Raw genomic sequence first — 22,501 nt, 5'->3', positions numbered from 1 at the left:
GGTACGCGCCGCTCGCGATGTGTTGTTGTACAGCCTATGGGGGCATCCTGGCATGACAAATTCCGTTTGTGCAATTCAGGAGAACCCCGGATGAAGCTTCGCAGTGCTCGACGCCGGCGCGCGCCGCGCGCGTGCGGGGAAGCGGCAGAAATGACCGGTGTGGCGGCCGTCCAACAGACGGAAGGCGCGGGCAAGCGCGGACGGGAAAGGAGGGGAAGGGAGCGGAAAGGGACGGGAAAGGGCGGGAAAGGACGAGAAAGGGCGGGAAAGGAAAGAAAGGCGGCGCGCTCCCGTCACCGGCGACGCGCGCGCACGGGCACGCGTCGCGCGGGTGCGCGGGTGCGCTAGCGCTCGCTGACGTCGCCGTCGACGTATCGCCAGCGGCCGTCGTCGCCGCGCTCGAAGCGGCTCAGTTCGTGCAGCCGGTGCGCGCGCCCGCCGATCTTGTAGCGCGCGACGAATTCGACTTCGGCGTGCGCGTCGTCGCGTGCCGCGAAGCGGCGGATCTGCAGGCCGAGCCAGCGCGGCGCGTCAGGCGCGCCAGGGTCCGCGTCGAGTGCGGCCGGACAGGTGCGCGGCGCCCATGTCGCGCGCAAGTAGTCGTTCGCGCCCAGCACGTAGGCGCTGTAGCGCGAGCGCATCAGTTCGAGCGCGCTCGGCGCGGCGGCGCCGCCGTCGATGAAGCGGCCGCAGCAATCCGCGTAGCGCGGGGCTTTCGGGTGAGACGCGGGATTCGGCGCGGCGCCGCCGCAGGGGCATTCGTCAGGTCGTTGCATGGTCGGAAAACGGGCGGGGGCGCTCAGCCGAGGCCCCGCGCAATCAGGATCTTCTGGATGTCGCTCGTGCCTTCGTAGATCTGGCACACGCGCACGTCGCGATAGATGCGCTCGACCGGGAAATCGCTCAGGTAGCCATAGCCGCCGTGAATCTGCAGCGCATCCGAGCAGATTCGCTCGGCGGCTTCGGACGCGAACAGTTTCGCCATGGCCGCCTCGGTCAGGCACGGCTCGCCGGCGTCTTTCAGCGCGGCCGCGTGCCAGACCATCTGGCGCGCGGCTTCGAGCCGCGTCGCCATGTCGGCGAGACGGAACTGCACCGCCTGATGCGCAAACAGCGGCGCGCCGAAACTTTCGCGCTCCTTCGCATACGCGAGCGCCGCTTCGAATGCCGCGCGCGCCATCCCGACGCTCTGTGCGGCAATGCCGATGCGGCCGCCTTCGAGTCCCGACAGCGCGATCCGGTAGCCCTCGCCGGGCGTGCCGATCAGGTTCGCCGCCGGCACGCGGCAGTCGTCGAAGACGATCTGCGCGGTATCCGACGAATGCTGGCCGAGCTTCTCCTCGACGCGCGCGACGACGTACCCCGGCGTATCGGTGGGGACGATGAACGCGCTGATGCCGCGCTTGCCGGCCGCCGGATCGGTGACGGCCATGACGATCGCGACCTGGCCGTTCTTGCCGCTCGTGATGAACTGCTTGACGCCGTTCAGCACGTACGCGTCGCCGTCGCGCGTGGCGCGGGTGCGCAGCGCCGACGCATCCGAGCCCGCCTGCGGTTCGGTCAGGCAAAACGCGCCGAGCATCTCGCCGCGCGCGAGCGGCGTGAGCCAGTCGCGCTTCTGCTGTTCGCTGCCGTAGCGCAGCAGGATGCTGCAGACCGGGCAGTTGTTGACGGAGATCGCGGTCGACGTTCCGCCGTCGCCGGCCGCGATTTCCTCCAGCATCAGCGCGAGCGCGAGCGCATCGAGTCCCGCGCCGCCGTATGCCTGCGGCACCAGCACGCCGTAGGCGCCGAGTTCGGCGAGCTGCCGGTGCACGTCTTTCGGGAACGTGCGCTCGCGGTCCCACTGCGCGGCGTGCGGGGCGACCGCTTCACGCACGAACGTGCGCACCGCGTCGCGCACCATCCGATGATCCTCGTCGAGCAACATGATTGGGTATCCTTACCAGTCGAGCTGGGTGCCGTCGTACTGAAAGAACCGGCCGTTGAATGTGTCGTGCATCGCGGCGGCCTGCGCGAGCATCTCGCGCAGGCCGCTCACGCTGCGGGCGGGGTCGATCGCGGCCTGCGGCCCGCCCATGTCGGTGCGCACCCAGCCCGGATGCAGCGCGACGCAGGTCGCGCGCCGCGCCTGCAGCGAAGCGATTTTCAGCGCGTCGTTCAGCGCCGCCTTGCTGACGCGATACAGCCAGCCGGTCGTGCCGGTCGCCTCGGCGATGCTGCCCATCCGGCTCGACAGCACCGCGAGCACGCCGCCCGCCTCCTCGACGCGCGGCAGCAGCAGCGGAATCAGTTGCATCGGACCGCGCACGTTGGTGATCATCACCTTGTCGAAATCCTCGGCGCTTACCGGTTCGATGGCCTCGGTGGGCGGCCCGTAGACGCCGGACACCAGCAGCGCGACGTCGAGCCGCGCGCCGTCGAGCTTCAGGCCGAGTGCGGCGATGTCTTCCGGCACCCGCACGTCGAGCGGGAACGCCTGTGCGCCGAGCGCTTCGAGCGCTTCGAGGGCGGCGTCGTCGCGCGCGGTGGCGAGCACGCGCCAGCCGGCTTGCCGGTACTGGCGCACGAATTCGCGGCCGATGCCGCGCGACGCCCCCACGATCAACACGGTTTTCATCGGTTCGCCTGCGATGCGTGACAGAAGTGTTAGAGGAGTTCGACGCCCATCGCCGTCGCTTCGCCGCCGCCGATGCACAGCGCCGCGACCCCGCGCTTCAGCCCGCGGGCGCGCAGCGCGCCGATCAGCGTCACGACGATGCGCGCGCCCGACGCGCCGATCGGGTGGCCGAGCGCACAGGCGCCACCGTTCACGTTGACCTTGTCGTGCGCGAGACGATGCTCGCGCATCGCGGCCATCGTCACGACCGCGAACGCCTCGTTGATCTCGTAGAGATCGACGTCCTCGGCACGCCAGCCGTTCTTGCCGAACAGCCGGCTGATCGCGCCGATCGGCGCGGTGGTGAACTGCGCGGGCGCCTGCGCGAAAGTCGCATGGCCGACGACGCGCGCGAGCGGCGCCACGCCGAGCCGCGCGGCGGTGGATGCGCGCATCATCACGAGCGCCGCGGCGCCGTCGGAGATCGATGACGAATTGGCCGCCGTCACCGTGCCGGTCTTGCTGAACGCGGGCTTGAGCGTCGGAATCTTGTCGAGGTTGGCCTTGAACGGCTGCTCGTCGCGCGCGATCGCGACGTCGCCCGCGCGGCCGGCGATCGTCACCGGCGCGATCTCCCAGCCGAACGACCCGTCTTCGTTCGCGCGCCGCGCGCGGCGCAGCGATTCGACCGCGAACGCATCCTGCGCTTCGCGCGTGAAATCGAACGAAGCCGCGCATTCCTCGGCGAAGGTGCCCATCAGCCGGCCCTTGTCGTATGCGTCCTCCAGGCCGTCGCAGAACATGTGGTCGAGCACCTGCCCGTGGCCCATGCGCATGCCGGCGCGGGCTTTGGGCAGCAGGTACGGCGCGTTCGTCATGCTTTCCATGCCGCCGGCGACGATCACGTCCGCGGAGCCGGCGGCCAGCATGTCGTGCGCGAACATCGCCGCGCGCATGCCGGAGCCGCACATCTTGTTGACCGTCGTGCAGCCGGTGGCGAGCGTCAGTCCGGCGCCGAGCGCCGCCTGGCGCGCGGGCGCCTGACCCTGGCCGGCCGGCAGCACGCAGCCGATCACGGCTTCGTCGACCTGGCCGGGCTGCAGGCCGGCGCGCTCGACGGCGGCGCGGATCGCGACCGCGCCAAGCTGCGGGGCGCCCAGCGACGCGAATTCGCCCTGAAATGACGCCATCGGCGTGCGGGCGACGGAGGCGATCACGATCGGATCGGCGGCGTTCCCGGGTTTTGTCTCACTCATGGTTCAGCTCCTTGATCACAGCAGTGATGCGTGCCGGCCGCCGTGCGGCGCAGACCCGCGTGCGCGGCGTTCACGCGATGCGCGCAGCCGGCGCGTCGGGTGCGTCCGGTGCGTCGGGTGCGTCGGGTGCGTTGTCGGGGGGCTTCGTACCGGAACCCGCCAGCGGCGGCGCGTCCGGTTGTGCGAAGCGCTCCGGGTAGCGGACGCAGAAGCGCACGCCTCGTTCGTAAGCGAAAAAATCCGGCACCTCGCCCTGCAGCAGACGCGTCTTGTGACGCTGCCACAGCGCGGGGTCGAAGAAGTCCGCGTGCTGCTCCATGAACGCGCGGCGCACACGCGGATCGCCGAGCAGGAACGTCCCGTAGGTTTCCGGGAAGATGTCGTGCGGGCCGACCGCGTACCACGGCTCGCCGGACAGTTCGTCCTCGTCGTAGCGTGCCGGCGGCACCGCGCGGATCGTGCAGTCGGTCAGGTATTCGATCTCGTCGTAGTCGTAGAACACCACGCGGCCGTGGCGCGTGACGCCGAAATTCTTGTACAGCATGTCGCCGGGGAAGATGTTCGCCTGGATCAGCTCTTTCACCGCGTCGCCGTACTCGCGGATGCCGTGCGCGATCTGCGCGTCGCTGCCGTTCTGCAGGTACAGGTTCAGCGGCGTCATGCGGCGCTCGATGTACAGATGGCGGATCACGAGGCGATCGCCGTCGTATTCGAGCATCGACGGCGCTTCCTTTTCGAGCTCGCGCAGGAGCGCGTCGTCGAGGCGCGCGAGCGGCAGCGCGACGCTCGAATATTCGAGCGTGTCGGCCATGCGGCCCGCGCGGTCGTGGCGCTTCACGAGCTGATATTTCGCCTGGATCTGCGCGCGCGTGGTGTCCTTCGGCGGCGGGAACTGATCCTTGATCAGCTTGAACACATACGGGAACGACGGCAGCGTGAATACCAGCATCACGAGCCCCTTGATGCCCGGCGCGATCACGAAGGCATCGCTCGAATGCGACAGGTGATGCAGCAGGTCCCGATAGAACAGGTTCTTGCCCTGCTTCTGCAGACCGAGCGACGTGTAGATCTCCGCTTTCGGCTTGCCGGGCATGATCGTGCGCAGGAACGCGACATACGCGGACGGCACTTCCATGTCGACCAGAAAATACGAATGCGCGAAGCTGAACAGGATCTGCAGCGCGTCGCGCGCGAGCAGTACCGCGTCGAGCGCAAGCTTGCCGGCGCGTGCGTGCCGCACCGGGACCGCGAACGGCAGCAGCGCATCGCCGTTGATGATGCGCCCGACGATGAACGCGGACTGGTTGCGAAAGAACAGCGACGACAGCACGTGGATCTGGAAGTTGGCCGCCGCGTCGAATGCGCCGAAGGTGTCGGCGAGCGTCTGCATCACGCAGCCGACGTCGCGCGGCAGATCCTCGAACGGCGTGTCCAGCTGGAAGTTCGTGACGATGCGCTCGAGCGTCGCGGCAAGGCCGTCGCGGCCCGGGTAATACGCGCGGTAGGTCGGCTGCGCGGCGGGCTCGTCGTTTTCGAGGTATTCGGTCGAGATGGCCGGCCGCACGAAAATGAAATCGTTGTTGAAGTACGAGCGATGCAGGATCTTGCAGCACACCGAATTGAAGAACGTCTCCGCGCACTCGGGCTGCCGGTGTGCGGTGAGCAGGCCGATGTAGTGCAGCTTGATCTGCTGCCAGATTTCGCCTTCGATGTTCTCCGCGTCGTATTCGTCTTCGAGCGCGACGACGCATTCCTCAACCCGTTCGTCGTACGAAGTAATGCGCTCCCGCGCGAGTCGCTGCAGACCGTGCCAGTCGGCTGCCTCGAACAGCGTGCGCGCGTGCAGCGCGGCGTCGCGAAAGATCCGGTAGTGGCGGTCGAAGCCTTCGAGTATCGTCTGCGCGACGTCGAAGCCGATCTGCGACGACAGCAGTTTCGGAAAGTGATTCATGCCGGGCGTGCCGCGGTGTCCGCCGGGGCGCGAGGCGCCTCGCCATCCAGCAGCGTGCGCGCCTGGGCTTCGTATTGCGCGAGATCGTCGAGCGTGGCGTGCAGGTCTTCGAGCTGACGCTCGAGTACCGCGCGATGTCGCGCGACCGTGGCGAGAAACGCCTGCAACTGCGCGGCGGTGTCGGTCGGCGACTCGTACAGGTCGAGCAGGTCGCGAATCTCCGACAACGTGAAGCCGAGCCGCTTGCCGCGCAGCGTCAGTTTCAGCCGCGTGCGGTCGCGGCTCGAATAGACGCGCCGCAACCCGCTCGCGCCTTCGCGACTCGGTGCGAGTAAACCCTGGTCTTCGTAGAAGCGGATGGCCCGCGGCGTGACGTCGAATTCGCGGGCAAGCTCGGTGATCGTGTAGTGCGTAGTCATCGGAACGGCTTCGGAACGGACGGGTGGCCGGGCAAAAAGTCGGCAGGAACGCTAGAATCGACGTTTACGTTATCGTCAACTTGAGCAAAGCGCAACCGGGTCGCCGAGCGACCTGCGCGACGCGGCCTGCAGAGGAAGTCCTCCACGATGAATGCACTCGAACACCAACTCGATTACCCGTTCGGCGACACGCTGCCCGACGCCGGCCACGCCTTCGAGGCGGCGCCCGGCATGTTCTGGCTGCGCATGCCGCTGCCGTTCGCGCTGGACCACATCAACCTGTGGCTGCTGCGCGACGAGATCGACGGTCAGCCTGGCTGGACCGTGGTCGACTGCGGCATTACGTCGGACACGATCAAGTCGAACTGGGAGCAGGTGTTCGACACGCTGCTGGGCGGCTTGCCGGTGCTGCGCGTGATCGTCACGCATTGCCATCCGGACCATATCGGGCTCGCGCACTGGGTGTGCGCGGGCGGCGCGCGGGCGCGCTGGAGCGCGCGGCTGTGGATGACGCTCGGCGAATACATGCAGGCGCGCGTGATGGCCGCGGGCGACGGCTCGAACGCGGGCGGCGAGGGTGCGGCGCGCCACTTCGCGCGTCACGGGCTCACCGACGAAGCTGCGCTGGACCAGTTGCGCAGCCGCCAGAGCTATTACCCGAGTCTCGTGCCGGCGCTGCCCGGCCAGTACCGGCGGCTGCGCGAGGGCGAGGTGGTGCGGATCGGCGCGCGCGACTGGCGGGTGGTGACGGGCTTCGGCCACTCCCCCGAACACTGCGCGCTGCATTGCGAGGCCGACGGGCTGCTGATCTCGGGCGACATGGTGCTGCCGCGCATTTCGACGAACGTGTCGGTGTTCGACATCGAGCCCGAAGGCAATCCGCTTGCGCTGTATCTGGAGTCGCTGGCGCGCTACGAGACGATGGCCGGCGACACGCTGGTGCTGCCGTCGCACGGCAAGCCGTTTCGCGGCGTGCTCACGCGCATCGGACAGTTGCGCGCGCATCACGATGCGCGGCTCGCGGAGGTGCGCGCGGCCTGTGCGGAACAGCCGCGCAGCGCCGCCGACATCGTGCCGCTGATGTTCCGCCGTGCGCTCGACATCCACCAGATGACCTTCGCGATGGGCGAGGCGCTCGCGCACCTGCATCTGCTGTGGCTCGCGGGCGAACTCGTGCGTACGCACGACGCCGACGGCGTGATCCGCTTCGCGACGAAGCGCTAGACGCGCGCGGCAAACGGAACGGGCCCGGTGCGCAGCGCACCGGGCCCGTTCTTGCAGCATGATGCGGCGTGACGCAGTGACGCCGCGCGAAGACGTCTATTGCACGGAAACGGCCGTGAAGTTCTGTCGTCCGAACGGGCTCACGTGATAGCCGGTGACGTTCTTGCGCGTGATCGCCGCCGCGGTCGGATAGCCGAGCGGAATCCACAGCGCCTCGTCGTGGATGATCTGCTGGGCCTGCTCGTAGACCTTCGTGCGCGCCGCCTGATCGGCGGTGGCCTTGCCCTCGGCGATCAGCTTGTCGAGCGCGGGGTCGCAGAAGCGCGAGAAGTTGATGCCCGACTTCACGCCGTTGCAGCTAAAGAGCGGCGACAGGTAATTGTCCGGATCGCCGTTGTCGCCGGCCCAGCCCATGAACAGCGTGTCGTGCTGGCCCTGCTTCGCTTCCTTGATCAGCTCGCCCCACTCGACCACCTTGACGTCCGCCTTCACGCCGATCTTCGCGAAGTCGGCCTGCAGCAGTTCGGCGCCGGTTTTCGGGCTCGGATTCAGCACGCTGCCGCCGGGGCGCACCCAGATCGTGGTCGAGAAGCCGTTCGGAAAGCCCGCCTCGGCGAGCATCTGTCTGGCCCTGGCCGGATCGTACGGCCACGGCTTCACCGACTTGTCGTAGCTCCACGTGTTTGGCGGATACGGGTTCACCGCGGGCGTCGCGGTGTTGTCGAACACGGCCTTCAGGTACGTCGTGCGGTCGAACGCCATGTTCAGCGCGATCCGCACCTTCTGGTTGTCGAGCGGCTTTTTCTGCGTGTTCAGCGCGACGAACGCTGTCATGAACGCGGGCGTTTCGACGACTGCGAGCGCCTTGTCGTGCCGTGCGTCGGCCACGTCGAGCGGTTTCGGCGACAGCGCGATGTCGCATTCGCCCGTCTTCACCTTTTGCGCGCGCACGGTGGCGTCCGGCGTGATCACGTAGATCAGCCGGTCGACCTTCGGCTTCGGGCCCCAGTAGGTCGGATTCGCGTCATAGCGGATCACGGCGTCTTTCGTATAGCTTTGCAGCTCGAACGGGCCGGTGCCGACCGGGTGCATGTTCAGGTCGGTGGGCTTGCCTGCCTTCATCAACTGGTCCGCGTACTCGGCGGAGTAGATCGACGCAAAGCCCATCGTCAGGATCGGCAGGAAGGTGGCGTCCGGCTGGTTCAGCGTGAAGCGCACCGTGTCGCCGTCGACCTTCGTGACTGACCGGATCAGCTTCACGAGGCCCATCGACTGCGCGTGCGGAAAGCCGCTCGGGCCGGCAATCTTGTGCCACGGGTTGCTCGCGTCGAGCATCCGGGTGAACGTGAAGACGACGTCGTCCGCGTCGAGCGGCCGCGTCGGCTTGAACCACGGCGTGGTCTGGAACTGCACGTTCGGCCGCAGATGGAAGGTGTAGGTGAGGCCGTCGGCGCTGACGTCCCAGCGCTGCGCGAGCGACGGCACCACCATTTTCTGCGCTTCGTCGTATGCCACCAGCGAGTTGAAGATCACGTCGGCGGACGCGTTGGTCGTGACGAGCGAGTTGTACTGGACCACGTCGAAGCCATCGGGGCTCGCTTCGGTACAGACGGTCAGCGGCTTCGCCAACGCGGGCGCCGCGACGAGCAGGGCACCCAAAGTGGCCGCGACGGCCACGGGCAGTGTGCAACGCATAGGATCTCCGGTTACAGGCGCAATCTGATTGTGATTTCTGCCGGCAGCCCGGGCGGGGGGCGCGCCGGCGGCGGGCTTCATTGTCGCCGGTTTGCAGCGGCGGTGCAGGGCGGCTTCGCGCGCCCGTCCACGCAAAAGCTTATCGAAGGGCGCATCGCGCGACAACCGACAATCCGGAATAAGCATAGGGTGCGCGCGGCGAGCATCACGGTGCGTTCGCGTAGCGCAGCAGATAGTCGATGCCTTCGATTGCGCGCGATCCGTACCAGGCGATCTGTTCGCCGTCGATCAGATCGATCCGCTTGCCCGCGAAACGGGGATCGCGGGCGAGCGCGTCGCGATGCGCGCGGGTGAAACGATACGGCTCGCTCGACAGCAGCACGCGCTCGACGCCGGCGAACCACGGCGCGTCGAAGTCGAACGACGGATAGCGGGCCGCGCCGGCCGGTCCGCCCTGCACGGCGGGCAGCGTGTGCCAGTTGACGAGCCGCAGCATCGCCGAGATGTAGGTGTCGCGTGCGACCGTCATCCACGGCTCGCGCCAGATCAGATAGAGCACGCGGGTGTCGGGCAGCGTGGCCGCGGCCGTCGCGGCCGCCGCGAGCCGTGCTTCGAGCGCGGCGGCAAGGCGCTGCGCGGCGTCGCCGCAGCCGAACAGCGCGCCGAACAGCGCATAGAGCGCGAGGTTGTCGTGCGGCGTGCGCGGATGCGTGACGACGATGTGCGGCACGACACCGCACAATTGCTCGACCGTGTCGCGCTCGTTTTCGTCGATGTTCACGATCAGATGCGTGGGCCGCAGCGCGCGGATCGCGTCGAGGTCGACCGCTTTGGTGCCGCCGACTTTCGGCACCGCGCGCACCTGCTCGCGCGGATGCACGCAGAACCCGGTGCGCCCGACGATCTGTCGCCCGAGGCCGAGCGCAAACAGCAGTTCGGTGAGGCTCGGCACCAGCGAGACGATTCTCGCGTCGGCGCCGGCGGGTTCGTGGACGACGCCGGCCGCATCGGGCGCGGGCGTGTTCATCGCGCTAGCCGGCCGCGCGGGGTTTGCGCGGCGCGCGCTCGAATGCGCGGTCGTACAGCCAGCGTGGCAGCACGTGCAGCAGCATCGCGACGATCCGCATCTGCCACGGGTAGATCGCGAACGCGACGCCGCGTGCGATCGCGTCCGCCACGCGCGCGGCGAAGCGGTCCGCGTCCATCAGGAACGGCATCGGATACGGATTGTGCTCGGTCATCGGCGTGCGGATGTAGCCGGGCGCGATCGTCACGACGCGCACGCCGCGCGGCCGCATCTCGACCCGCAGTGCTTCGAGATAGCGCAGCGCCGCCGCTTTCGACGCGCTGTACGCGCCCGACCCGGGCAGGCCGCGTACGCCGGCCACGCTTGCGACGCCGACCAGCGTGCCCTTGCGCGCCGCGCTCATCGCGGCCGCGAACGGCTCGAAGGTGGCGACCATGCCGAAGTAGTTGACGTCCATCACGTCGCGAAACGCCGCGAGGTCGCCGTGGCCGGTCAGCGCGCCGCGGCTGATGCCGGCGTTCGCGATGACGACGTCGGGGCAGCCGTGCTCGGCGATGAACTGCTGCGCCGCTTGCGCGAGCGCGTCCGCGTCGCGCACGTCGACCGCGTAGATCGATACGGGATGCTGGGGATGGGACTGCCGGAACGCGGCGAGCGCGTCGCCGCGGCGGGCGACGAGCCCGAGAATCGCGCCGCGCCGCGCGTATTCGGCGGCGAGCGCGAGGCCGATCCCGCTGGATGCGCCGGTGATGAAGACCTTCAGGGGCGAAGTCATGCCGGCGCGCGCGGTTTTACATCTTCTTTGCGCGGACCTGCGCGACGAGGTAGTCGAGCACCTGGATGGTGCCCGGCAAGCTGTCGGTGGCCGACGGGCTGGTTTCGTACTTGCCCTGCACGACGAGCGTCGGCACGCCGTTGATCTTGTACGCGTCGAGCAACGCCTTGTCGCGCTGGATGTCGCTTTGCGTCGAGAACGAGTTGTACGCCTCCAGATACTTCTTCGGATCGACGCCTTGCGTGGCGAGGAACTTGGCCTGCGCATCCGGCGTGAGCAGGTAGTCGCGCTTCACGTGGATTTCGTTGAAGACGGCAGGCGTCAGCTGACGCGCGAGGCCCAGCGCGTCGAGCGCGTGGTACATCTTCGAATGCGGAATGAAATCGGCACGGAACGCGACCGGTACGCGCTTGAAGACGACATCCGGCTCCTGCTTCTTGATCCACGTTTCGAGGTACGGGTCGAATTCGTTGCAGTGCGGGCAGCCGTACCAGAAGAATTCGATCACTTCGATCTTGCCCTGCGGCACGTCCACCGGCTGGGCCGGCGACAGCACCGTGTAGTCCTTGCCGGCCACCGGCGCGGACGGCGACGCTTCGGCAACGGCCGCGGCGAGGCCAAGGGAGAGGAACAAAACGCTCAACAGTTTTTTCATGTCTTGAGACCCGGTTAGGCGAAGTAACGTGGCGCGGCGGCGCGCCGCAAGTCGAAGTTCCGGCCGCGGCGCCGCGCTGTCGTGTGTTTCAGACCGGCGCTGCCCGATGAGGTTCAGCAGCGCCGGACGGCGGCCGGTGTGGTTTCGTTATTGTTTCGTAAAGCGAATGACGGCCGTGTCGATGCCGGCTTCCGACAGGCGCTGACGGGCCGCATTCATGTCGTCGAATTTCGCGAACGGACCGATGCGTACCCGGTAGTACGTGACACCGCCCGCGTCCCGCTGCGTGACCTTGGACTCGAAGCCCTGGAACGCGAGCCGGGCGCGCTGCTGCTCGGCATCGGCCGACGTCTTGTACGCGCCGACCTGCAGGAAGTAGCCGCTGTTCGCCTCCGGCGCGGCGTTGGCCGCCGGTTTGGCGGGCGCCTGAGCCGTGGCGGCCGGCGGCGGCGCCGTCTGGGCGCGCTTCGCCGGCGCGGCTTCGCTGGGCGCCGGCGCAGGCTGCGGCGCGACCGCGAGGCCGTTCGACTGCCCGTTGTTCGCGGCATTGCCGCCCGCCGGCGCGCTGGCGCCATTGCCCGGCACTTCGACGATTTGCGGTTGCTGCAGCAGGCCCGGCGTCGCCGGGTTGGCACCCTGCGCCGGGGCGGCGGCCGGCGGCTGCGCACCCGGCGCGACCGGCTGGCTCGGCGAATTGCCCTGCAGCGAGCGGTTCAGGTCGATTTGCGGGGCGCTCGCGGTGGTGTCGGACGGGGCCGGCGGACTCACCTTCGATACGAACGGCGACGGGGCCCGGGTGATGTACAGCGCGACCACTACCGCGATGGCAAGGCCGACGATCAGGCCCAGCACGATGCCGAGAAAGGTTCCCCCGGTTTGCTTTGACGGTTTCGTTGTGCGGCGCGGTTTTGCCATCGTTTGAATCACCTGCAAAAAGAATCCAGGAACGGCCGGCGATTATAGCGACGGCCGCGTGCATGTCGTGCCGGAGCACTTACATCTTTTCGGGAGCAGAGACACCGATCGTCGCAAGGCCGTTCGCCAGCACCTGACGGGTCGCGGCGAGCAATGCAACGCGCGCGTGGCGTGCGGCCTCGTCGTCGACGAGCACACGCTCGGCCCTGTCATTGTAGAACGAGTGGAACTCGGCCGCGAGTTCGCGCAGATAAAAGGCGACTGCGTGCGGCGCGAGTTCGTCGGCTGCGTGCTGCAGCATGTCCGGGTATGCGGCAAGCTTCTGCAGCAGCGCGAGCGAGCGCTCGGTCGTGAGCGGCGCGAGATCGACGCCGGGCAGGATCGCCTCGTCGGCGCCGTAGCGCGTCTTCCATTCGTTGATGACCGAGCAGATCCGCGCGTGCGCGTACTGCACGTAATAGACGGGGTTTTCGTCGTTCTGCTTCAGCGCGAGGTCGATGTCGAACACGAACTCGGTGTCGGCCTTGCGCGAGATCAGGAAGAAGCGCACGGCGTCGCGGCCGCGCCGGATCGTCTCCGCGTCGAGCAGCTCGGGCGAGGCTTCCGAGCCGGGGGCGGCGCCGCCGGACCATTCGATCAGGTCGCGCACCGTCACATAGCTGCCCGCGCGCTTCGAGATCTTCACTTCTTCGCCGTCGCGCATCACGGTGACCATCTTGTGCAGGATGTAGTCCGGATAGCCCTTCGGAATGCCGATGCCGAGCCCTTGCAGGCCGGCGCGCACGCGCGCGATCGTGCCGTGGTGATCGGAGCCCTGCACGTTGATGACCTTCGTGAAGCCGCGCGCCCACTTCGCGGCGTGATACGCGACGTCGGGCACGAAGTACGTGAAGGTGCCGTCGCTCTTGCGCATCACGCGGTCCTTGTCGTCGCCGTCGTCGGTGGTGCGCAGCCACAGCGCGCCGTCCTGCTCGTAGGTCCTGCCCGCGTCGATCAGCGCCTGCACCGTCTGTCCGACGCGCCCGTCCGCGTACAGCGACGATTCGAGGTAGTACTGGTCGAACTTCACGCCGAACGCCTGCAGGTCCATGTCCTGCTCGTGGCGCAGGTAGGCGACCGCGAAGCGGCGGATGGCCTCGAGATTGTCGAGCTCGCGCGCGCCGGTGACCGGCTCGCCGTCTTTCGCGGCGACCGTGGCGCCGTTCATGTAGTCGCGTGCGATGTCGGCGATGTAATCGCCGTTGTAGGCGGCTTCGGGCCAGCCGGTATCGCCGGGCTTCAGGCCGCGCGCGCGCGCCTGGGTGGATACGGCGAGCGTGTGGATCTGCACGCCCGCATCGTTGTAGTAGAACTCGCGATGCACGTCGTAGCCCTGCGACGCGAGCACGTTCGACAGCGCGTCGCCGAGCGCCGCCTGGCGGCCGTGCCCGACATGCAGCGGGCCGGTCGGATTGGCCGACACGAACTCGACCATCACGCGCTTGCCGGCTTCGCGCGCCGAGCGGCCGAATGCGTCGCGCTGCGCGAAGACCGCGCCGATCACCGCCCGCTTGGCCGCCGCGCTGAGCCGCAGGTTGATGAAGCCCGGGCCGGCGACTTCCGCGCCTTCCACGAGGCCCGCGGCGGCGGGATGCGCGAGCACCGCCTCGACGATCTGCTGCGCGAGCTGGCGCGGATTCGCGCGCAGCGGCTTGGCGAGCTGCATCGCGACATTGCACGCGAGGTCGCCGTGCGCGGCGACCTTCGGGCGCTCCAGCGTGATCGCCGGGGCGACGAACGCGGCGTCGGCCGCGCCTTGAGTGGCGACGGCGACCTGTTTGACGGCGTCGGCGAGCAGCGTTTCGAGCGTTTCTTTTTGTGCGGGCAGCATGCTGTATGTCTGTTGCGGGTCCAGTGAGGCAGAACGACGAAGCGCGGCGGCGGCTTCATCGAAGGCGTGGAAAAGGCGGGCCAGACGCTTGCGCGCGGTCCGGCGCGAGCGCGGCGGCCGCAGCGGGCCGCGCTCGCGGGGCGCCGGCGCGCGAGCGCGCAGACCGTGGCGACGCAGCGCGGGCGGGCGCCGATGCAGCGGCCGGCCATGCGGCGCCGGGCGGTGTCGCGCGGCGCGCTTTTCCGTCCAGAGGGATTTTAGCAGGTGCTAATATGTCCATTGAGGTGCACGGGCAACGGCCACGGCCGTCGGCTCCGGGCAGTGTGCCCGCTCCATGCGCGCCGGCTGTCGGATGAACACGGCGGGCGCGTCATTCCAACAAGACGAATGGGGAACAGCCATGCTGATTACGTTCAAATGCCGAGCCGCACCCGACGTGGTGATGCTGGAGAATCTCGCGCAGTTTCTGGTCGGCATTGTCGGCAAGCGGCTGGGCGAGCGCGGGGTGATTACCCATGACGAAGTGTCCGGCGCGATCGCCCGGCTGGAAGCCGCGATCACGACCAACAAGCAGGAACTCGCCGAACACGAAGGGCACTTTCACGAAGGCGAGGACGGGCACGAGCACCACGAACTGCCGATCGGCCTCGCGCAGCGCGCGTTTCCGTTTCTCGACATGCTGCGCGCCGCGCAGAAGGAAAACGCCGATATCGTCTGGGGCATCTGAGCCGGGCCTCGGGTCCGCTTCTTCATACGATTCCCGCCGCATTGCCGCCGCGCGATGCGGCACAGTTGTGCACGGCCCGCTTCCCGTCCGCCGCGCCTGAGAAGAGCGCGCCCCATGCGGCGCCTGCGCGAACCGGGGCGTGCCTCCAGTTGGCCGTCTACAGTTGCGGCGCGAGCGCCCGCTCGGCGTCCTGCTTCGACAGCCCGGCGCGCTGCGCGTAGTCGTCGAGCTGGTCCGCGCCGATCTTGCCGACGGAGAAATACGTGCTGTCCGGATGCGCGAGATAGAAGCCGCTCACGCTCGCGGCCGGCAGCATCGCGAGCGATTCGGTCACGCTCATGCCGATCTCTTCGGCCTGCAGCACGCGGAACATGTCGCGCTTCACGAGGTGATCCGGGCAGGCCGGATAACCCGGCGCCGGGCGGATGCCGCGATACTGCTCGGCGATCAGCGCGTCGTTGTCGAGCGCTTCGCCGGCGGCGTAGCCCCACAGGTCGCGCCGCACGCGCGCGTGCAGCGCTTCGGCGAAGGCTTCCGCGAAGCGGTCGGCGAGCGCTTTCAGCATGATCGCGCTGTAGTCGTCGTGATCGTCGGCGAACTGCTTTTCCTTCGCGTCGACGCCGAGGCCCGCGGTCACCGCGAACAGACCGATGTAGTCGGCCACGCCGGAGTCCTTCGGCGCGATGAAGTCGGCGAGCGAGCGGTTCGGCCGCAGCACGCCGTCGACGACCGGGCGCTCGGTCTGCTGGCGCAGGTTGCGCCAGGTCAGCGCGACTTCGGTGCGCGATTCGTCGGTGTAGATCTCGATGTCGTCGTCGTTGACCGTGTTGGCCGGCAGCAGTGCGATCACGCCGTTGGCCTGCAGCCAGCGGCCCTGGATCAGGCGCGCGAGCATCGATTTGCCGTCGGAGAACACGCGGCGCGCCGATTCGCCGACGATTTCGTCGTTCAGGATCGCCGGATACGGGCCCGCCAGATCCCAGGTCTGGAAGAACGGCCCCCAGTCGATGTAGTTCGCGAGTTCGTTCAGGTCATAATTGCGGAACACGCGCCGGCCGATGAACTTCGGCTTCACGGGCCGGTAGCCGGCCCAGTCGAGCTTCGCGCGGTTCGCGCGCGCGGCGGCGAGCGAGACCATCGGCTGCGCCTTGCGGTTCGCGTGCTGCGTGCGGATGCGCTCGTAGTCGGTCTTCAGCTCGTCCAGGTACTTCGCGGCGCCTTCGTCGGACAGCAGGCTCGACGCGACCGACACCGAGCGCGACGCGTCCGGCACGTAGACCACGGGCCCTTCGTAATGCGGCGCGATCTTCACCGCGGTGTGCACGCGCGAGGTGGTCGCGCCGCCGATCAGCAGCGGAATCTTCTTCACGCGGAAGTAGTCGTCGCGCTGCATTTCGGCGGCGACGTAGGCCATTTCTTCGAGGCTCGGCGTGATCAGCCCGGACAGCCCGATGATGTCGGCGCCCTCGACCTTCGCCTTCGCGAGGATCTCGTTGCACGGGACCATCACGCCCATGTTGACCACTTCGAAGTTGTTGCACTGAAGCACGACCGACACGATGTTCTTGCCGATGTCGTGCACGTCGCCCTTCACCGTGGCGATGACGATCTTGCCCTTCGAGCGCACGTCGCCGCCGGCGGCCGCGAGTTGCCGCTTTTCTTCCTCGATGAACGGGATCAGGTGCGCGACTGCCTGCTTCATCACGCGCGCGGACTTCACGACCTGCGGCAGGAACATCTTGCCCTGCCCGAACAGGTCGCCGACGATGTTCATGCCGTCCATCAGCGGACCCTCGATCACGCCGATCGGGCGGCCGCCCTGCGCGGCGAGCTTCGCGCGCACTTCTTCGGTATCCTCGACGATGAACGTCGTGATGCCGTGCACGAGCGCGTGCGCGAGGCGTTTCTCGACCGGATGGCTGCGCCATTCGATGTTCTCTTCCTTCTTCGCCGCGCCGCTCTTGAAGCGGTCTGCGATTTCCAGCAGCCGGTCGGTGCCGTCCGCGCGGCGGTTCAGCACGACGTCCTCGACGCGTTCGCGCAGCTCCGGGTCGAGCTCCGCATACACGCCGAGCTGGCCCGCGTTGACGATGCCCATGTCCATCCCCGCCTGGATCGCGTGGTACAGGAACACGGTGTGGATTGCCTCGCGCACCGGGTCGTTGCCGCGAAACGAGAACGACACGTTCGACACGCCGCCGCTCACCTTGGCGTACGGCAGGTTCTGCTTGATCCAGCGGGTCGCGTTGATGAAGTCGACCGCGTAGTTGTTGTGCTCCTCGATGCCGGTGGCGATCGCGAAGATGTTCGGGTCGAAGATGATGTCTTCGGGCGGAAAGCCGACCTCGTTCACGAGCACGTTATACGAGCGCCGGCAGATTTCGGTCTTGCGCGCGAACGTATCGGCCTGACCCTGCTCGTCGAACGCCATCACGACGGCGGCTGCGCCGTAGCGGCGGATCAGCTTCGCGTGGTGGAGAAAGGACGCCTCGCCTTCCTTCAGCGAGATCGAGTTGACGATCGCCTTGCCCTGCACGCATTTCAGGCCGGCCTCGATGACCTCCCACTTCGACGAGTCGATCATGATCGGCACGCGCGCGATGTCGGGCTCCGACGCGATCAGGTTCAGGAAGCGGACCATCGCCGCCTGCGAATCGAGCATCGCCTCGTCCATGTTGATGTCGATCACCTGCGCGCCGTTCTCGACCTGCTGGCGCGCGACCGCGAGCGCGTCGTCGAACTGGCCGCCGAGGATCATCCGCGCGAACGCCTTCGAGCCGGTCACGTTGGTGCGTTCGCCGACGTTGATGAAAAGCGTCCCGGTCGTGACGTTGAACGGCTCGAGGCCGGAGAGTCGCAGGGTGTGATCGGTCATGGCGTGTGAACGGTTCGGTTGCGTGCGTGCGGCGCGAAAGGCGGGCGCGTCAAGGACTGCGGGCGTGACGAGGCGGTGCGCGACGCTCAGGCGGCGTCGCGCTCGCGGTACTGGCCGGGCCAGCTGCGCGGCTTGATGTCGGCGAGCGCGGCGGCGATCGCGGCGATGTGCTCGGGCGTGGTGCCGCAGCAGCCGCCCGCGACGTTCACGAGGCCGGCCTGCGCGAATTCCTTCAGGAGACCCGACGTATCGGCCGGCAGCTCGTCGAAGCCCGTGTCGCTCATCGGGTTCGGCAGGCCGGCGTTCGGGTAGCACGACACCCAGGTGTCGCACAGCTTCGCGAGCTCGGCGATGTACGGACGCATCAGCGCCGCGCCGAGCGCGCAGTTCAGCCCGAACGTCAGCGGCTTCGCGTGGCGCAGCGAGTTCCAGAACGCTTCGACGGTCTGGCCCGACAGAATGCGGCCCGACGCATCGGTGACGGTGCCGGAGATCATGATCGGCAGACGCTCGCCGGTGTCGTCGAACAGTTCGTCGAGCGCGAACAGCGCCGCCTTTGCATTGAGCGTGTCGAAGATGGTTTCGACGAGGAACAGGTCGACGCCGCCGTCGAGCAGCGCCTTCGCCTGCTCGTAGTAGGCCGCGCGCAGCTCGTCGAAGGTGACGTTGCGCGCGCCGGGGTCGTTCACGTCCGGCGAGATGCTCGCGGTCTTCGGCGTCGGTCCGATCGCGCCGGCGACGAAGCGCGGCTTGTCGGGCGTCGTATAGCGGTCGCAGGCCGCGCGCGCGAGCTGCGCGGACGCGAGGTTCATCTCGACGGCGAGGTCTTCCATGCCGTAGTCGGCCTGCGCGACGCGGGTCGCGCCGAACGTGTTGGTCTCGACGATGTCGGCGCCCGCGGCCAGGTATTGCGCGTGGATCTCGCCGATCACCTGCGGCTGCGTGATCGACAGCAGTTCGTTGTTGCCCTTCACGTCACGCCCGAAGTCCTTGAAGCGCTCGCCGCGATAGCGGGCCTCGTCGAGCTTGTAGCGCTGGATCATCGTGCCCATCGCGCCGTCGAGGATCAGGATGCGCGAGCGCAGCAGCGCGGGCAGGTCGGCGCCGCGCGTGTAGGCGGCCTCGCGGGCTGCGCGGGCGATGGGAGCGGGCTGGTTCATGGCGGAAATAGGCGTGTGCCGGCTTTTCGGGAAACTCATTATTGTAGCCGCTACCGGATGCCGCTGCCCGGCGGGGGCCGGACGCGGGGCAACAAAAAACCCCGCCGGGGCGGGGTTCCGAGGCGTGTCGCCGAAGCGGGCGCGGTTAGTGGAGCACGACGGGCTGATGCATCAGGCTGTCGAACTGGCCGAGGAATTCGTCGACTTCGTCGAGCGAGGGTTCGCCTTCGATCAGCCGCGCGACGTGCTCGCGAAAGCGCGCCGCCATGACACCGTCCAGGTAGATTTCGCGCTGCAGGTTCTTGTCGACAATTTCGTAACCGCCGGATTTCATTGCAACCGGGCCGTCCTGCGGCGGGAATTCCACGACGCAGTAATTGGGGCTGTTGTAGATCATTTGCATGGCGACACTCCTATGTTCCGATGGCTTGTGGGCCTTTCCTACGCCATAAATGGAGCGCATGGTGTGGAATTCAAGGGGTGGGTCCGCCGTGACGCTGGCAAGACTGCGGACCTTCAGGTTAGACCCCTTTGGCGAGAAACGTTTCAAGCAGCGCGGCAAATCGGTGCGATTGCTCGATCGGTGCGAGGTGCGCGGCGTCGAGCAGCTCGAACTGCGCACCCGCGATCGCGTGGGCGAGCGCCTGCGTGGCTGCGGCCGGCGTGCCGGTGTCGTGACGGCCCGCGACCGCGAGCGTGGGCAGACGAATCTCGCCGAGGCGCGCCTGCGCGTCGAAGTCGCGCAGCGCGGCGCAGGCGAGCGCATAGCCGGTGGGCGAGGTGCGCGTGAACACGTCGCGGATCGGTTCGACCGCTTCTGGGTGCGCTTCCTGGAAATCGCGCGTGAGCCAGCGGTCGAGCGTGGCGGGCAGCAGCGCGGCCATGCCGTCGCGGCGCGCCGCCGCGGCGCGCTGGTCCCACACCGCGCGGCTGTCGGACGGTGTGCCGGCCGTGGTGTCGCACAACGTGAGCGTGGCGATGCGCGACGGATGGTCGAGCGCGAACTGCTGCGCGATCATGCCGCCCATCGACAGGCCGACCAGGTGCGTCTGCTCGATGCCGAGCGCGTCGAGCAGCGCGGCGAGGTCCGCGGCAAGATCGACGACGCCGAACGGCGCGGCGGATGCCGCGGTGGCGCCGTGTCCGCGCACGTCGTAGCGCAGCACCGCGTAGTCGTCGCGGAAATAGCCGGCCATCTGGTCCCAGACGGACAGGTCGCCGCCGAGCTGGTGAATGAACGTGAGCGAGGGGCCGCCGCCTTCATCGCTGAGCACGTAACGCGTGTCGATGCCGTTGAGGTTCACTTGCATGCGGGCTCCTTCGAAGTCTTGACGGAGTTCAGGGGGCGCGGCCGGCCTGGCGGTTTGCCGGGCGCGCGGCTGCACCCCGGTGGAGGCAGCAAGCGCCATTCCCGCAGGCGCGGTGCCCGGGCGGGCGCAAAGCCCTGCGTCCGGTCAGGGGTTCTCGGCCGGAAGCGCGGCGGGCGGTGCCGATGTGCGGGGCCCCGCGCCGGCGCCGGCTGGGGCGGCTTGACCATCCGGCGTTGCGCTCGGGGCGGCGGTTGCGGTGGCGTTTGCGTTTGCGTTTGCGTTGGCGTTTGCTTTGGCATTGGCATTGGCATTGGCATTGGCATTGGCGTTGGCATTGGCGTTGGCATTGGCATTGGCGTTGGCGTTGGCGTTGGCGTTTGCTTCGGCTGTGGCGCCGGCGCCGGCGCCGGACGCGGCGGTTACCGGCGTCGTGACGGCGGGCGGCGTCGCGGCGGCGCTGTCCGGTTCGCGCAGCGGCCCGCGCCACAGCAACTCGATCTGCGTGCCGTTCGGCTCGGTCTGCACGAGTCGTACCGGCAGCCAGCCGAGGGCCGGCGCGAGCCACACGTCGATGCGTCGCCGGTCGCCCGGATGGCGCGGCAGGCGCATGAAGTGGCGCGCCATGACGAAGCCGTGCGGCGTGCCGACCGATTCGTCGCCGATCGTTTCGATGGGCCAGATTTCGCCGCTGTCGTTATCGACGACGAAAAACTGCCGCGTGACGCCCGGTTTGTACACATCGGGGTCGCCGCGCACGAGGCTGGCGAGTTGCATCACCATGCTGAAGCGGTCCTGGGCGCCGTCGGGCATCGGCACGCGCGCCGCCGTTCGGGTGAATTCGATCTGTCGCGAAGTGCGATCGAAGACCGATACGTCTTCCGGCCGGCGGCCGCGCTTCTCGATGTACTCGTCCGGTGCGAGGCCCCATGCGTCGATGTGTCCGCGGCTTTCGTAGGTGAACGTACCGACGAACGGCAGCGGCATTGAAACGACCATCCGGTAGGTGCCGTCGTGGCTTTCCCAGCGGATCGTGCCGGGTTCGTTGCGCACGCCGTTGTAGAAAGTGTCGTACTGCAGATTGCCGGACGGCGGGACCGAAAAGCGCACGCCGGGCGCCGCGTGAGCCGCGCGGGCGGCCGCGGCCGCGCTGGCGTTCGCCGCTGCGGATGCTGCGGATGCTGCGGCGGCTGCTCGGGATGCGGCCGTGGCCGCCGCGCTGGCTTCAGCCTGCGCCGCTGCGGCTTGCGCGGCGGCCGTCGCGCGCGCGGCGGCCTCGGCCCGGGCGACTTGCGCGAGGCGTGCCGCAGCGGCGGCACGTGCTTCGGCCCCGGTTTCGGCGGCTTTGACTTCAGCGGCTTTGACTGCGGCGGCTTTGACTGCGGCGGCTTTGACTGCGGCGGCGCGGCGCGCCTGCGCGGCCCGGTTTGCCTGCGCCTCCGGCGTCTGGGTGGCTGTCATCACGTGCGGGTGCGGGGGTCCGGCCGGCGCGGCCGCAGCGGTCGCGGGCGCGGCGGTTTGCGCGGGCTGCTGCGCGACGCGCTCCGGCTTGAGCAGCGCGACCTGAACGGGCACGTGCACCGGATGTTCGACCGGCGCGAAGCCGCGCACCCGTTCGATCCATTGCGCCGCCAGCCAGTGCAGGCCGATCACGAGGACCAGCACCGACACCCAGCGCCACCCGCCGCGCGGGCGCGCCGGCCCGGCGTGGGGGCCGGGGCGAGCAGAACGGTTGACGGCGGACGGAGATGACATCGGGCAGAAAGTTTCCTGAAGCGAGGCAAGGGGTTGAGGGCGGTGCACTGCGCGCCGGTTCGACCTGCCGCCGGTGCGATGTGTTCCATACGGGCGGCGGGGGTATCCTGCCGCCGGGCTTGAGCCATGCGTGGGGCGGATGGCGCGCCCTTGCTGCAATGCGAACCGTAAGATCGGGGCGGTCGCGCCATCCGGCAGGTGCGCGGCAGGCGCGATGCGCGTGCTTCGGTGCGGCGGGATGGTCCCGCAGCATCGGTCCGGCGGTGTGGTCCCGCAGCATGTCTCGCAGCA

Annotated in this window: 19 protein-coding genes; 2 read left to right on the top strand and 17 right to left on the bottom strand. The window is 68.4% G+C overall.

The features are described from left to right. Window positions 1-344 precede the first annotated feature (344 nt). The 6 genes from AC3AP7_RS15045 to AC3AP7_RS15020 form a co-directional block, all read right to left on the bottom strand. Entirely contained in the window at window positions 345-776 is a 432-nt protein-coding gene (locus AC3AP7_RS15045) for a YchJ family protein (RefSeq protein WP_475761587.1), read from the bottom strand. Window positions 777-799: 23 nt separating this feature from the next. Next, complete coding sequence (locus AC3AP7_RS15040) at window positions 800-1,930, bottom strand: acyl-CoA dehydrogenase family protein (RefSeq protein ID WP_475761589.1); 1,131 nt, start codon at window positions 1,928-1,930, stop codon at window positions 800-802. Between the two features lie 12 nt (window positions 1,931-1,942). Further along, complete coding sequence (locus AC3AP7_RS15035) at window positions 1,943-2,620, bottom strand: SDR family oxidoreductase (RefSeq protein WP_475761591.1); 678 nt, start codon at window positions 2,618-2,620, stop codon at window positions 1,943-1,945. Window positions 2,621-2,649: 29 nt separating this feature from the next. After that, on the bottom strand, window positions 2,650-3,855 hold the full coding sequence (locus AC3AP7_RS15030; RefSeq protein ID WP_475761593.1) for an acetyl-CoA C-acetyltransferase: 1,206 nt from the start codon (window positions 3,853-3,855) through the stop codon (window positions 2,650-2,652). A gap of 70 nt (window positions 3,856-3,925) precedes the next feature. Continuing rightward, window positions 3,926-5,806 (bottom strand): bifunctional isocitrate dehydrogenase kinase/phosphatase, encoded by a 1,881-nt coding sequence (gene aceK, locus AC3AP7_RS15025; protein WP_475761595.1) that lies wholly within the window; start codon window positions 5,804-5,806, stop codon window positions 3,926-3,928. Further along, entirely contained in the window at window positions 5,803-6,225 is a 423-nt protein-coding gene (locus AC3AP7_RS15020) for a MerR family transcriptional regulator (RefSeq protein ID WP_475761597.1), read from the bottom strand. Before AC3AP7_RS15020 ends, aceK begins: the two co-directional genes overlap by 4 nt. A gap of 147 nt (window positions 6,226-6,372) precedes the next feature. Between AC3AP7_RS15020 and AC3AP7_RS15015 the strand changes: the two genes are divergently transcribed. Beyond that, on the top strand, window positions 6,373-7,449 hold the full coding sequence (locus tag AC3AP7_RS15015) for an MBL fold metallo-hydrolase (RefSeq protein ID WP_475761599.1): 1,077 nt from the start codon (window positions 6,373-6,375) through the stop codon (window positions 7,447-7,449). Window positions 7,450-7,545: 96 nt separating this feature from the next. On the opposite strand, the gene AC3AP7_RS15010 is transcribed toward AC3AP7_RS15015, so the two are convergent. The 6 genes from AC3AP7_RS15010 to argS all read right to left on the bottom strand — a co-directional run bounded on the left by AC3AP7_RS15010 (window position 7,546) and on the right by argS (window position 14,386). After that, the gene (locus tag AC3AP7_RS15010; protein ID WP_475761601.1) at window positions 7,546-9,144 is read right to left on the bottom strand and encodes an ABC transporter substrate-binding protein; all 1,599 of its coding nucleotides are present in this window, start codon (window positions 9,142-9,144) and stop codon (window positions 7,546-7,548) included. Between the two features lie 205 nt (window positions 9,145-9,349). Further along, window positions 9,350-10,171, bottom strand: coding sequence for a helical backbone metal receptor (locus AC3AP7_RS15005; RefSeq protein ID WP_475761603.1), 822 nt, complete (start codon window positions 10,169-10,171; stop codon window positions 9,350-9,352). Between the two features lie 4 nt (window positions 10,172-10,175). Further along, a complete protein-coding gene (locus AC3AP7_RS15000) occupies window positions 10,176-10,946 on the bottom strand; it encodes an SDR family oxidoreductase (protein WP_475761605.1) in 771 nt (256 codons plus the stop codon). 16 nt (window positions 10,947-10,962) lie between these two features. Next, on the bottom strand, window positions 10,963-11,601 hold the full coding sequence (locus AC3AP7_RS14995) for a thiol:disulfide interchange protein DsbA/DsbL (RefSeq protein ID WP_475761607.1): 639 nt from the start codon (window positions 11,599-11,601) through the stop codon (window positions 10,963-10,965). 147 nt (window positions 11,602-11,748) lie between these two features. Then, on the bottom strand, window positions 11,749-12,516 hold the full coding sequence (locus AC3AP7_RS14990; protein ID WP_475761610.1) for an SPOR domain-containing protein: 768 nt from the start codon (window positions 12,514-12,516) through the stop codon (window positions 11,749-11,751). Window positions 12,517-12,595: 79 nt separating this feature from the next. Then, a complete protein-coding gene (gene argS / locus AC3AP7_RS14985) occupies window positions 12,596-14,386 on the bottom strand; it encodes an arginine--tRNA ligase (RefSeq protein ID WP_475761612.1) in 1,791 nt (596 codons plus the stop codon). A 400-nt stretch (window positions 14,387-14,786) separates the two neighbouring features. On the opposite strand from argS, the gene AC3AP7_RS14980 reads away from it, so the two are divergent. Then, entirely contained in the window at window positions 14,787-15,113 is a 327-nt protein-coding gene (locus AC3AP7_RS14980) for a DUF1840 domain-containing protein (RefSeq protein ID WP_475761614.1), read from the top strand. A 157-nt stretch (window positions 15,114-15,270) separates the two neighbouring features. Here AC3AP7_RS14980 and metH read toward each other — a convergent pair whose 3' ends face one another. The 5 genes from metH to AC3AP7_RS14955 all read right to left on the bottom strand — a co-directional run bounded on the left by metH (window position 15,271) and on the right by AC3AP7_RS14955 (window position 22,210). Beyond that, window positions 15,271-18,078, bottom strand: coding sequence for a methionine synthase (metH, locus tag AC3AP7_RS14975; RefSeq protein ID WP_487362703.1), 2,808 nt, complete (start codon window positions 18,076-18,078; stop codon window positions 15,271-15,273). Continuing rightward, window positions 18,075-19,148 carry a homocysteine S-methyltransferase family protein gene (locus AC3AP7_RS14970; RefSeq protein ID WP_475761616.1) on the bottom strand — a complete coding sequence of 358 codons (1,074 nt, stop codon included), beginning with the start codon at window positions 19,146-19,148 and terminating at the stop codon, window positions 18,075-18,077. Before AC3AP7_RS14970 ends, metH begins: the two co-directional genes overlap by 4 nt. A gap of 145 nt (window positions 19,149-19,293) precedes the next feature. Beyond that, window positions 19,294-19,551 (bottom strand): BTH_I0359 family protein, encoded by a 258-nt coding sequence (locus tag AC3AP7_RS14965; RefSeq protein WP_475761618.1) that lies wholly within the window; start codon window positions 19,549-19,551, stop codon window positions 19,294-19,296. 118 nt (window positions 19,552-19,669) lie between these two features. Next, complete coding sequence (gene pcaD, locus AC3AP7_RS14960; protein ID WP_475761620.1) at window positions 19,670-20,458, bottom strand: 3-oxoadipate enol-lactonase; 789 nt, start codon at window positions 20,456-20,458, stop codon at window positions 19,670-19,672. 144 nt (window positions 20,459-20,602) lie between these two features. Beyond that, entirely contained in the window at window positions 20,603-22,210 is a 1,608-nt protein-coding gene (locus AC3AP7_RS14955; RefSeq protein ID WP_475767908.1) for a DUF3108 domain-containing protein, read from the bottom strand. Window positions 22,211-22,501 lie beyond the last annotated feature (291 nt).

Source organism: Paraburkholderia sp. PAMB 6770, from assembly GCF_057748135.1.
The sequence above is the reverse complement of the archived record's forward strand: the minus strand, read 5'-3'. Positions and strand labels throughout refer to the sequence as shown.